Origin of the sequence: Mesorhizobium sp. M1027 (assembly GCF_040318745.1) — a bacterium.
In the GTDB taxonomy this organism is placed as follows: Bacteria; Pseudomonadota; Alphaproteobacteria; order Rhizobiales; family Rhizobiaceae; genus Mesorhizobium.
In genome coordinates this window covers 57,459-69,743 of the sequence record NZ_JAMYMW010000009.1, presented here as the reverse complement: position 1 = coordinate 69,743, position 12,285 = coordinate 57,459, and the positions used below count along the sequence as shown (strand labels likewise).

Here is a 12,285-nt window from a genome sequence, read left to right as displayed (position 1 = left end):
GAGCTCAGGGAGGATCTTCATGAAAACCACAACAAAGGCTTTGGCGACATTTGCGGTACTGGCTGCCGGACTGATGAGTGGCGCAGCAAGCGCAGACGACATCAAGATTGGTTACATCAACAAGATGGGAGACCACCCATGGTTCGTCGCCGAAGTCGGCGGCGCCAAGAAAGCGGCTGAGGCGGCCGGGGCTGCATTCGTGTCGCAGGACGTTCAGTTTGACGCCAATTTGACGATCACGACCTTCGATACGATGGTCGGCGATGGCGTGAAAGGCATCGCCATCGTTGTCCCCGACAAGGCGCTGGGACCGGTCATCGCGGAGAAAGCAAAGGCCGCAAAAATTCCCCTGGTGGCGGTGGACGACGATATCTACTACCAGGATGGCACCCAGGTCCCCTATGTCGGCATGAATGCCTACAACATCGGTGCGCGGGTGGGCGAAGAGCTTGCCAAGCTCTACAAGGCTGAAGGCTGGGCCGGCAAAGAGGTGCGCATCGCCTCGATCGAGGACCGCAAGGCCGATACCTGCATGCAGCGCAACAAGGGCGCGGAAGAAGCGTTCCTGAAGGCGGTGCCCGATTTCAAGCCGGGCAACATCGTTCGCGTCCCCTACGACAATACGATGGTCAACGCCATCGATGTGATGACCACCACATTGACGGCCAATCCCAGCGTCACGAACTGGATATTCTATTCATGCAACGATGATGGCGTGCTGGGTGGTGCGCGAGCACTGGAGAATGCCGGCTATTCCGCAGACCAGGGCATGGGGATCGGCATCGACGGGAGCCGCGCCTGCGACGCCTTCGGATCCGGAAAGCCCTCGGCGTTCCGTGGTACGATGTGGCTCAATTCGGAAAATCATGGCGCGCTGGCGGTGAAGATTCTCTTGGCCTCCATTAAGGACGGAACGAAGCTTCCCGTTCAGTCCTTCACCGACCCGGAATACATCACCGCCGACAATTTTGCGTCGGACTACAAAGCCAAGCTCTGCCACTGAACCAGATATGCGTCATGCGCCGCAGGGCGCATGACGCTCTTTGGGCCGGCAGTTCGTCGGCAGGCACACGGGATCGATCCTCGGGAGTGAGCTTTTGATGCAATCGGATTTCTTCTCGCTCGATAGGATTTCGAAGCGCTTCGGCGTCGTGCAGGCGCTCGACAATGTCTCGATTGCCTTTCGGCCAGGAGAGGTGCTCGCCCTGGTTGGCGAGAATGGCGCCGGCAAATCGACAATGATGCGAATTCTCGAAGGCGTGTTCGCACCGGACACCGGCACCGTGCTGCACGGCTCCACGCCGATCGTTTTCGGCGAACCCCGCGACAGCCACAGAGCCGGAATACGCGTCATCCATCAGGAGCCGGAGATCGTTCCGAACCTGACGGTGGCCGAGAATATTTTCGTCGGCGAACTGCCGCGGCTGGCAGGCGTCCTGCTCGACTGGCATAGGCTCGAGGAGCAGACCGACAAGGTGCTTGCGACCTTCGGCATGCAGCAGGATATGCGGCCGCGTCAACTCTGCAGCACGCTCGGTCCGGCGCAGCGTCAGATGATCGAAATCATGCGCGCCATACGGGCCGGCGGCCGGCTGATCGCATTCGATGAGCCGACCTCGTCGCTGACCGACGACGAAGCGCGCCGTCTGTTTTCAGTAATTCGGCGGCTGCGCGAAGAGGGCACTTCGATCGTCTACATCTCTCACAGGCTGAACGAGGTCATCGACCTTGCGGATCGCATTGTCGTTTTGCGGGACGGCCGGCTGGTCGACGATTCCCGCGCGGACGGTGCCAGCGAGCAGACCATAGCCAAACTCATGGTCGGCCGTGACATCGCCGATCTGTTTACGCGCGAGAAGTGGCAATCGGGGCTACCGTTGCTGGAGGTGGCGGGCTTGACCACCGACCACGTCACCGATGTGAGCCTCAAGGTCCGCCGCGGCGAGGTGCTCGGCATTGCCGGCCTTATGGGTGCGGGTCGATCCGAGCTGGCAAAGGCGATTGTCGGCTATGATCGGCGCCTCGACGGAACCATAACGATGAGCGGCGTGCCCGTTGGCCCCAACAGTCCGCATGCAGCGATCGTGGCAGGCATCGGCTTCGCCCCCGAAGACCGCAAGCACGAGGCCCTGCTGCTGTTCCGAAGCATTCTTGACAACGCCTCGCTTTGCGTGCCCGACAAGACGTCGACCTTCGGCTTCTTCAACCGGCGCAAGGCACTGGAGATCGTCTCACCGCTTGCAGCAAAGATGTCGATCAAGGCGCCCAACCTCGACGAACAGGTTTCGAAATTGTCGGGTGGCAATCAACAAAAGGTCGTTCTCGCGCGCTGGCTTGCCCGGCAGCCGATGCTTCTCATCCTCGACGAGCCGACCCGCGGCATCGACATCGGCGCCAAGGCGGAAATCTATCGCCTGATCGATGAACTCGCCGCAAGCGGCATCGGCATGATCCTGATTTCCTCGGAAATGCCCGAACTGATCGGGCTCGCCGACAGGGTGCTTGTCATGGCTGGAGGCCGAATCACGGCCGAACTTTCCCGCCCAGACATCGATGAGGCCACGATCCTGAAGCACGCCATGCCGCAATCTGTAGCATCGCTCGGAGGACAAATTCAGTGAACAGCCTTGAGCTCAGGACAGCAACAACACAAACCGGCAAAAGACGCCCTTCCTTGCGCATGGCAGAGCGCATCGGCATTCACAACATAAGCCTCCTGGTTGCTCTCGCCATTCTCGTGCTCATTTTCGGCACTCTGAGAGGCGACGTGTTCTTCTCGAGCCGAAACCTGCTGAACATCGGTCTGGGCATTACCATCCTGGGCGTCCTGGCGATGAGCCAGACCGTGGTCATCGTCGCCGGCGGGCTTGATATTGCCGTCGGCGCAATCGTCGGTCTGACCACAGTATCGACGGCAATGGCCATCCAGGCGACCGGATCGCCGGCGGCGGGCATTCTTGCCGGCCTTGTCCTGGGCGGCCTTGCCGGCCTCGTGAACGGCATCATCATCACCTATGGGCGGGTCAACGCTGTCATCGCGACTCTCGGTACGATGGCGATCTTCCGCGGCATCGCGTTCATCATGTCCGATGGGCAATCGATCGCGATTTTCAGCGACACTTTCCGCTTCATTGGGATCGGACGAATCCTCGGCCTGCCTCTGCTGATCTGGATTCTTTTGCTGACCGCGATCGTGTTCCATCTCTTCCTTGCCCGCTCGATCGTTGGCCGCAACATCTATGCCCTGGGCGGCAATCCCGTTGTTGCACGCTTCTCCGGCATCAACATCAACCGCTACCGTGTCGGCATCTACATCATGAGTGGAGTGGCGGCCGGATTGGCCGGGATTCTGTTGGCTGCCCGTACCGGCTCGGGGCAGCCCGTATCCGGATCCCAAGGCCTGGAACTCGAGGCCATCACAGCGGCCGTTCTGGGTGGCTGCGCCTTGCAGGGCGGTAAGGGCACGATCGTCGGCGCACTACTGGGCGTCGCCATCATTGGTGTCCTCAACAACGGAATGATACTGACCTCCGTGCCAACCTTCTATCAGTTGCTTGCCAAGGGCTCGCTGCTGATACTTGCTGTGGTAATTGCCGAGTACCACTTGAACAGGACATGACGATGGACACGGCGATCGCTTCGACTGGCCAAGGCAAGCAGGACATTCCTGCCGCAGATGGCGCCACGTCATCGCTCAAGGATCGCATCGCACGCGATCTCGGACAGCGAATCCTCGCCGGCTCCTACGCGCAGCACTCCGTCTTGCCGACGGAAGCTGAACTTTGCGTTATCTACGGGGCGAGCCGCACAGCGCTTCGCGATGCTCTTCTGACGCTTTCGGCGAAAGGATTGATCGAGGCACGCAAGCGGGCCGGGACGCGTGTGCGCGTGTCGAGCGAATGGAACAGGCTGGATGCACAGGTTCTGGAATGGATGCGCGATATCGAGCCCGATCTCGATTTCGTCCGCGGATTGATCGAGGCGCGGCTGATCATTGAACCCGCGGCCGCCCACCTTGCGGCCAAGATGGCGACGTCAGGCGATCTCGCAGTCATCGAAGCCGCCTATGAGGCCATGCGCATTGCTCCGCAGGACGACCTTGCTGCGTGTCTCGATGCCGACGTCAGGTTTCATACCGCCATCCTTCGTGCCAGCCGCAACCCGGTGTTCGCCAATCTCGGCAATATGCTTGCTGCCGCCCTCAGCTTCTCCTTCCGATTGACCACATCGGCCACCGCTAATTACCAGCAGACGCTGAGCGCGCATGGCGACGTGCTTGAGGCAATCCGGATGCGCAGGGCCGACGACGCTCACGATCAGATGAAGGCGCTCATCGGGATCGCGTCGAACGACCTCCTTGCAGTGGCTCGCAAAGGCCGCCATCCACAGCCGATCGCCGCTGCCAAGGCCGATACCGTCTGAAACTGATGGTCCGAACGATCAAAATCGGAAGCGGAGACCTGTCCGCTGAAATCGTCCCGTCGCTTGGGGCAGGTCTTGCGAGACTGGACCATGGGCGCGTGCCGCTGTTCAGGCCATGGCCGGATGGCGGGAGCAGCAACCCCGTCGATCTGGCCTGCAACCTGCTTTTGCCGTGGTCGAATCGCATCTCGGGCGGCGGATTCACATTCGACTCCAAATTCCACCAACTGCCTGCCAATGTTGCAGGCGAGCCATTTCCCATTCACGGCAATGGATTTTCGAGCGAGTGGGACATCGACAGCGTAGCGCAAGACAACGCAAAGCTGTCGCTCATCAGCAAAGGACCCGGCCCATACCGATATCGCGCCGATGTGAGCTACGCGCTAGCCAGACAAGGGCTCGAGCTGAAGCTTCGCATCGTCAATCGGGCCTCGGTCAGGCTGCCGTTCGGGCTTGGTATCCATCCATGGTTCCCGAGAACGGCACGGACCGCGCTTCATGCGCCGGCCTCGCAGGTTTGTCTCGAACTGCCCAGCCATCTCCCCGAACGGTTTGTGGATGTCAAAACCCGTCCCGATTGGGATTTCGGCGCCCCGGCCGTATTGCCGAGCGGATGGATAAACAATCTGTTTGCCGGCTGGGACGGCGTCGCTACCATATCGTGGCCGGAGCACAGTTGCAGCCTGCGGATTGAAGCTTCGTCGCCCTTGAACTTCTACCTGGTCTATTCGCCATCGGACGAGAGCGACTTCTTCTGTTTTGAACCGGTCAGTCATGCGGTCGATGCTCACAATCGTGGGATCGACAAATGGAATGGACTGTCGGTGCTTGGCCCTGGCGAGAGTCTGGCAGCCCGTTGCAGCTTCGCCGTCAATTAGACGGACCTCTGCGGCGCCCTCGAGTTGGCGTATGTCGGTGTCGGCCAGCATGTCCGGTTAGCCGGCTTTTCGTCCAAAGTGAGCTTGGGAAGAGGGAACTCCGGCGACCGGGAACCCGTGAGCCCGTTCGACGTTTGCCGGATGTCGCTGCGCAGTTTGTCTGCTTGACGGCACGGTACGGGCCTACTCCGAATGTACCTGGCAGATTGGATCAATGACAGATGTTGACCCAAAGGAATTCGTGCTCGCAGGCATCGTCATGAAGCGACTGGTCTCCGGCGAACAGACAGGAGGCTTGTTGAGTCTCTTCGAAAACCGAAGCGACGGGCAGACGAAAACACCAATCCATGTTCACGCGAATGACGACGAGACAGTCTACGTCATCGAAGGGCAGTTGACCGCAATTGTGGCCGGCGAGGTCCGAACGCTCTCGCCCGGTGAGAGCATGTTTTTGAAGCGCGGCATCCCGCACCAGCTCGTGAATCCCGGCAACCAGTCCGTTCGCTACATCCTGATAGACACGCCAAGTGTGTTCGAGCAGTTCCTCGCCGAAGGTGGCCATGAACTCGGCAAGGGAGAGGTGGTCGGGCCGCCGACGCCTGCCGATATCGAGCGGCTCAAAACAGCCGCGCCGAAGTTTGGGATTACGCTTCTGCAAGACTGGCCGGCAAGAGAGTAGAAGGCTTCGTGACGGCGGTTTGGATCGCCGCTAAAGCCGGCCCTTGCCCGAGGAACCGGTATTGGCTAGCCGCCGGCAATCCAATCCGAGAGACTGCGGGCAAAACTTCGCGGCACGATGAGTTCGCACGCGGTCTCGCCGGTGCGCAGGAAGAGCACGGGCACGTGATGGAACGATGTTTGCACAGCGCGGCCCGGAGCGGCGGTCGGCGCGTGCCAGTCGACGGCAATGCAGCCGGACAGAAGCCTTGCGATATCAGGGCCGGCCATTTTCAAACGAACACGACCTTCCCCCAGGGGAACGGAACAGCCGAGATCGGGATCGACGACAAGGGCAGGCGCTTGCATGCCTTCGTCGAGAGCCAGCCAGAGGCGGCGAGGTGCAATGCGGATAATTAGAAGCGCCTTGTGGCGAACCGTCTCTCCAATCGAGGCGGGAAGTTTCGTGCCGAGCGACGCCGAGACGCTCGTTTCGAATTGTCTCAGTGTCCCGTCCCAGCCCTCGATCTGGATAAGCGGACAATCGACCACGGATAGGCTGAAATCCCGAGAAGAGGTCAAGCTAGCCATGCAGCCGTTCTCCCTGCGGATCGATGAATACCGGCGAGACAATGCGCGCGCGAACCGTTTCGGCCTTCATCGGATAGACCGCCACGACCTCGCTTCCTTCTGCCGCGACATCCCCGGCAAGCAGGGCTAGGCCGACATAATGGGCGCGTTCGGGGCTGAAAGTGACGGAGGTGACGCGACCGCGCCCATGGCCATAGGGTTTCTCATCCGGCAGGAACAGGATGGCGCCGCCGCGCAGGCGTTTTCCGTCCTCGATGCATTCCAGTCCGACGAGACGCTGCCGGTTGGGCGCCCGGAGGGCAGGGCGCCGTCGCAGGACGTCGCCGACGAAGCCGCTGCGCTTGCCGGCCATGCGGCCGAGGCCGAGATCGTCGAGCGTCGTGCGCCCATCGATCTCCGGTCCGGCGACATGGCCCTTTTCGACGCGTAGCGCGCCAAGCGCCTCAACGCCGTAAGGCTTCAGGTCGAAGGGTCTGCCGGCTTCGAGCAAGCGGCTCCAGAGCTGTTCACCCGCAGTGGCGCCGACATAGACTTCGTAAGCACGCTCGCCGGAATAACTGAGACGCAGGATGCGGAGCCCACGGCCCTCCCACTCGCTTTCGAGTAGCCCCATATGCGGAAGCGCCTCATCGGAAACGTCAAGAGCAGGAAAAGCAGCACCGAGGATTGCGCGGCTCTTCGGCCCAGCGACCGACATCGCTGCCCATTCGTCACTTACCGAGGTCACTGCCACACGCAAATCCGGCCAGGCCGTGTCGAGCAGGAATTCGAGACGCGACAGCACGTCGGCGGCCTTGGCCGTCGAAGTGGTCATGAAGAACCGGTTTTCCGCCAGCCGCGTCGTGGTGCCGTCGTCGAAGACGATGCCGTCGTCACGCAGCATGACGCCGTAGCGGGCGCGGCCTACCGCCAGTTTGGCAAAGCCGTTGGCGTAGACGCGGTCGAGGAAGATTGCCGCATCCGGGCCCTGGACATCAATCTTGCCGAGCGTGGAGATGTCCATCAGCCCCGCGGCCTGGCGCACATTCCGCATTTCGGCGACATACGCGTCGTTCACGTCACGTCCCGACTGCCGGTAGAAATAGGGCCGCATCCAGAGCCCGACCTCGAGCATCTTGGCGCCGTTCGCCATGTGCCAGTCATGCATCGGCGTGCGGCGGATCGGCTTGAAATGATGGCCGATGGCGCGCCCGGCAAGCGCGCCGATGGCAACCGGCGTATAGGGCGGGCGGAAGGTCGTGGTGCCGGTCTCAGGAATCGTTGCGTTGCGCAGCGCTGCCATCGCGGCAAGTGCGGGAAAATTGCTGGTCTTGCCTTGGTCGGTGCCCATACCGAGCGTAGTGTAGCGCTTCAGGTGCTCGACCGATTCATAGCCCTCGCGATGGGCGAGCTCGATATCCCCGGTTGTCACGTCCATCTGGAAATCGACGAAGGCCTTTGCACGTCCAGCGGGCAGGGCTTCGCGAAGGACGCTCGAGCCGGTCTCACCGAGATCGAGTTTCGATGGAGCGGACACTGGTGCCGACTTGCCGCAGGAGGCTGCCGCTTCGATGCCGGCGCGATGGCCGTCCTCGATGGCAGCGACTGTCGCATAGGCTCCTATCATTGCACCGGCGCCGAACTGGCTGGCTGAAAAGACGCCCGGCACGAAGCCGTCAATGTCGTCGCGATACACAGGTTTGACACCGAGGTGTGAGGTGAGATGCACGGTTGGCGACCAGCCGCCGGAGATGCAGACCAAGTCGCAGGCGGCCGAAGATTGTCCCTCCGGACCATTGAGCGTTACGCGCCTGACGGCATGGCCGCCATGCAGGTCGACGATGCGCGTTGCGGTCCGCACCACCACGCCGAGCCGTGCGGCTTCTGCGGCAAGTGCTGCGGGCGGGACGGGGCGCAGATCGGCAATCGTCACCTTCGCGCCGGCTGCGGCATAGTCGAAGGCGGTGCGCCAGGCACCGTCATTGGTGGTAGCGACGACGATTTTCTTGCCCGGCAGGACGGCGAAACGGTTGAGATAGGTCCGGGCGGCCGAGGCAAGCATGACGCCGGGCCGGTCGTTGTTCGAGAACACCATCGGCCGCTCGATGGCGCCGGTGGCGAAAACGATCGAGCGGATGCGCAACATAGTGACCGTTTGCCGTGTCTCGCCATTCGGCTGCGGATTGGTTGGATCGCGCTGTTCGACCAGTCCAAGGACATTGCCGTCATAGCTGCCGAAAGCGGTCGTCCGCTTCATAAGCGTGATGGTTTCGAAGCCCTCCAACTCGGCCTCGGCCTGCCTCAGCCATGCGGCCGCTGCGCTGTCGGACGGTTCCGCCAGAAGCTGGCCGCCGAGCAGGAAATCCTGCTCGATCAGCGCGACTCGCGCGCCGGCCGCGGCGGCCGCCCGCGCCGCCGACAATCCCGCCGGGCCGCCGCCGACGATGGCGACATCGGCGAAGGCATGACGAACCTCGTAGTGGTCGGGATCCACGCCGGTGCCGGCTCTGCCCAGACCGGCAGCCTTGCAGATAAAGTGCTCGTAGAACATCCAGGCGCGGCGCGTCGGGCCCATGAAGGTCTTGTAGTAGAAGCCGGCGGACAGAAACGGTGCCAACAGCCCGTTGACGCTTTGCATGTCGAAGGCAAGCGATGGCCAGCGGTTCTGACTCTCCACGACCATACCGTCGGCGAGTTCCAGTGTGGTCGCCGGCAGGTTCGGCTCGCGCCTCCCGGCGGTCCCGAGCGTAACCAGCGCATTCGGCTCTTCGGGTCCGGCGGAAAAAATGCCGCGCGGGCGATGATATTTGAAGCTGCGCCCGACCAGCGTGACGCCATTGGCGAGCAGCGCGGAGGCAAGTGTGTCGCCGCGATATCCAGCCAGCTTGCGGCCGTCGAAGGTAAACTCGACCGGCTGCTCGCGAATGATGCGGGCACCCACCGACAGCCGTTTGCGGTTTGAACTCATGCCGGTGACTTCCTGAGAGTTGATTTCCTGGCCCGCAATTTTCTAGCGAAGTCGACGGCTGCGATGGCATGGTTGCGGGTGTCGCGTTCGACCACCAGCCATTGGCGGCAACCGGTCACGTGCTGCCAGAATTCACGGTGCGGGCCGGCCGGGTTTGTCCTGATATAGACGTAGCGGTACCAGGCCTCCGGATCGGGATCGTCATGGGCCGGACGCTTGACCGAGGCATCGCCGCCATAGCGGAACTCGTCATGATCGCGCGGGCCGCAGCAGGGGCATTCGATGCGCAGCATTTTGTCCTGCCTCCTATTGCAGCCAGGCGGAAGGGCCGGCGCCGGCCTCATCGAGCGTGTGGCCGGTGCGGAAACGATCGAGCCCGTAGGCCGCGATCAAGGGATGCGGTTTGCCGGTGGCGATCGTGTGGGCGAAGCACCAGCCGGAAGCCGGCGTCGCCTTGAAGCCGCCATAGCACCAGCCGCCGTTGAGATAGAGACCCTCGATCGGCGTCGGGCAGATGATCGGGCTAGCATCGGGGGTCATGTCCATGACGCCGCCCCAATGTCGAAGCAGGCGGACGCGCGAAATGCACGGCATCAATGCAATCGCGGCCTCCGCCACTTCGCGCACGACGCCGAGATTGCCGCGCTGGGCGTATGAATTGTAGCCGTCGAGATTGCCGCCGAAGACCAACCCGCCCTTGTCCGACTGGCTGACGTAGAAATGGTCGGCGCCATAGGCCACGACGTGATCTACCAGCGGCTTCAGCGGCTCGGTGACGAAAGCTTGCAGCACATGGCTTTCGATCGGCAATTCAAGCCCGGCCTTGGCGCCGAGCACGGACGTGTGGCCAGCAACCGCGAGGCCGACCTTGCCGGCGCCGATCCGGCCTTTCGTGGTTTCGACGCCGACGATGCTGTCGCCGTCACGGACAAAGCCTGTCACCTCGCAGTTCTGGATGATGTCGACGCCATGGCTGTCGGCGGCACGCGCATAGCCCCAGGCGACGGCGTCGTGGCGTGCCGTGCCCGCGCGGCCCTGAAAGATGGCGCCATGGATCGGGAAGCGGGCGGTGTCGGAAAAATCCAGATAGGGCACCAGCCGGCGCACGTCTTCGCGGTCGAGGATGTCGGCGTCGATGCCGTTCAGCCGCATGACGTTGGCGCGGTGGCTGAAACCGTCGAGCTGATCGGCCGAATGCGCCGTGACGAGTTGACCGCGCTGGGAGAACATCACGTTGAAATTCAGCGCTTGAGACATGTCCTCCCAAAGCTTCATCGAGAATTCGTAGAACTGGGTGTTGCCGTCGAGCAGGTAGTTGGAGCGGATGACGGTGGTGTTGCGGCCGACATTGCCGCCGCCGACATAACCCTTTTCGAGCACCGCAACGTCACGGATGCCGTGGTTCTCGGCGAGGTAGAAGGCGGTGGCGAGGCCGTGTCCGCCGCCGCCAATAACGATCACGTCATAGGACGATTTTGGCTCCGCTGCCCGCCAGGCGCGCTGCCAGTTCTTCTGGCCTGACAGCGCGTTGCGGAAAACCGAAAATGCCGAGTAGCGCGCCATGTGTGCAGGCCTATCGAATGATCGGGCCGGCCGGCGTGCGGGTAAGCACTTCGGCGCCCGCATCGGTCAACAGCACCGTGTTGGAGACGAAGTCATTGCCGCGACCAGTGCCCATCAGCCACGACAGGATGTGGAAGCTCATCCCGGTTTGGATCTCGAGGTCGGAATCGTGTCGCAAGCCGGTCACCGAATTGCCGCCGGTCCATGACGGCGGCTGGCCGGCGCCGACCAGGTAACCGCAGTGATGGCGGCGATAGTGGGAAAGACCGGCCTCGTCGGCGACGGCCTGCCAGGCGGCGTAGACATCGCGCGCCTTGGCGCCCGGCCGTAGCGCCTCGACGACCGCGTTGAACGCCTTGGCGGTCACCTCCGCCATTGTGGCGTCTTCATCGCTGATGTGGCCTATGCGAACGAGCCGGCCGAGCGGGGCGTGGTAGCGCGAGATGCACCCGGACAGTTCGACAAAGACGGGCTCGCCCTTGCGGTAGATCCCGTCGCCCCAGGTTGTGTGCTCTTCACCCAGGCGCGCGGCCGGGCGGATGAACGGTCCGAAGCCCGGCGCATGACCGCCGGCGCGGATCATTGCCGCAACACATTGGGCGGCGACCTCCTGTTCGGAAGCGCCATCGGAGATCGCCGCGATCGCGGCACCGGCGGCGGCGTCCGTCACTTGTGCCGCCCGCCGCATCAGCGCCTGTTCTTCGGCGCTTTTCACCCGCCGCATTTTGTCGATCAGACCGGAGACATCGCTCCACTTTGCATCGGCTTGCATCTGGAGTGCCACGGCAAGTCCATGGCTAAGGCCGGCTGTCCAGTATTCGAGGCCGATCCGCTTGCCGGATAGGCCGAGCTCTGCCAGCACCCGCGCGGCAAGGTCGGCCGCCGTTTCGCTGTCGGAATGGCCACGGAATTCCGCTGCCTTCACCTGCTTCTCGATTGTCACCTTCTCCATCGAGCGGGTGACCAGAACAGGTTTTTCCCGGAGCGGGACAATCAGCAGGTGAGGGGCAAAATACCCCCAGTGATCAAGCCCGGTGAGATAGAAGACGTTCTCCGGCGAGGCAAACACCGCCGCGTCGAGCTCGCGCTCAACCAGTGCAGTACGGACCTTTGCCAGCCGGCCTGCGATTTCGGCTTCGGAAAAAGGATTGCGGTCCATCGGGCGTCCTCGTGCTTGTTGCCGGCTTGCTGGCGGGCATGGTCTTTTTCGGCAGGCGGTTTCCCGGC

11 protein-coding genes are annotated in these 12,285 nt (G+C 62.5%); 6 read left to right on the top strand and 5 right to left on the bottom strand.

Annotation, left to right across the window (positions count from 1 at the left end; genetic code table 11):
- Window positions 1-19 precede the first annotated feature (19 nt).
- The 6 genes from NKH50_RS18435 to NKH50_RS18410 all read left to right on the top strand — a co-directional run bounded on the left by NKH50_RS18435 (window position 20) and on the right by NKH50_RS18410 (window position 5,979).
- Window positions 20-1,003 (top strand): substrate-binding domain-containing protein, encoded by a 984-nt coding sequence (locus NKH50_RS18435; protein WP_352470579.1) that lies wholly within the window; start codon window positions 20-22, stop codon window positions 1,001-1,003.
- Window positions 1,004-1,100: 97 nt separating this feature from the next.
- A complete protein-coding gene (locus NKH50_RS18430; protein ID WP_352880312.1) occupies window positions 1,101-2,621 on the top strand; it encodes a sugar ABC transporter ATP-binding protein in 1,521 nt (506 codons plus the stop codon).
- Between the two features lie 59 nt (window positions 2,622-2,680).
- Window positions 2,681-3,619, top strand: a complete 939-nt coding sequence (locus tag NKH50_RS18425) for an ABC transporter permease (protein ID WP_352814200.1) — start codon at window positions 2,681-2,683, stop codon at window positions 3,617-3,619.
- Between the two features lie 2 nt (window positions 3,620-3,621).
- Window positions 3,622-4,422 carry a FadR/GntR family transcriptional regulator gene (locus NKH50_RS18420; RefSeq protein ID WP_245278497.1) on the top strand — a complete coding sequence of 267 codons (801 nt, stop codon included), beginning with the start codon at window positions 3,622-3,624 and terminating at the stop codon, window positions 4,420-4,422.
- A 5-nt stretch (window positions 4,423-4,427) separates the two neighbouring features.
- Window positions 4,428-5,300: an aldose 1-epimerase gene (locus tag NKH50_RS18415; RefSeq protein ID WP_352880310.1), complete on the top strand. Its 873-nt coding sequence runs from the start codon at window positions 4,428-4,430 to the stop codon at window positions 5,298-5,300.
- 214 nt (window positions 5,301-5,514) lie between these two features.
- On the top strand, window positions 5,515-5,979 hold the full coding sequence (locus NKH50_RS18410) for a cupin domain-containing protein (protein WP_352880308.1): 465 nt from the start codon (window positions 5,515-5,517) through the stop codon (window positions 5,977-5,979).
- 65 nt (window positions 5,980-6,044) lie between these two features.
- Here NKH50_RS18410 and NKH50_RS18405 read toward each other — a convergent pair whose 3' ends face one another.
- The 5 genes from NKH50_RS18405 to NKH50_RS18385 are packed head-to-tail and all read right to left on the bottom strand — an operon-like array spanning window position 6,045 to window position 12,217.
- Entirely contained in the window at window positions 6,045-6,548 is a 504-nt protein-coding gene (locus tag NKH50_RS18405) for a sarcosine oxidase subunit gamma family protein (RefSeq protein ID WP_352880306.1), read from the bottom strand.
- The gene (locus NKH50_RS18400) at window positions 6,541-9,495 is read right to left on the bottom strand and encodes a sarcosine oxidase subunit alpha family protein (protein ID WP_352880305.1); all 2,955 of its coding nucleotides are present in this window, start codon (window positions 9,493-9,495) and stop codon (window positions 6,541-6,543) included. The genes NKH50_RS18405 and NKH50_RS18400 overlap by 8 nt, the downstream gene beginning before the upstream one ends.
- Window positions 9,492-9,788 (bottom strand): sarcosine oxidase subunit delta, encoded by a 297-nt coding sequence (locus NKH50_RS18395; RefSeq protein ID WP_502900920.1) that lies wholly within the window; start codon window positions 9,786-9,788, stop codon window positions 9,492-9,494. The genes NKH50_RS18400 and NKH50_RS18395 overlap by 4 nt, the downstream gene beginning before the upstream one ends.
- 13 nt (window positions 9,789-9,801) lie before the next feature.
- A complete protein-coding gene (locus NKH50_RS18390) occupies window positions 9,802-11,058 on the bottom strand; it encodes a sarcosine oxidase subunit beta family protein (protein WP_352646038.1) in 1,257 nt (418 codons plus the stop codon).
- A gap of 10 nt (window positions 11,059-11,068) precedes the next feature.
- Window positions 11,069-12,217, bottom strand: a complete 1,149-nt coding sequence (locus NKH50_RS18385) for a M24 family metallopeptidase (protein ID WP_352508680.1) — start codon at window positions 12,215-12,217, stop codon at window positions 11,069-11,071.
- Window positions 12,218-12,285: the final 68 nt, after the last annotated feature.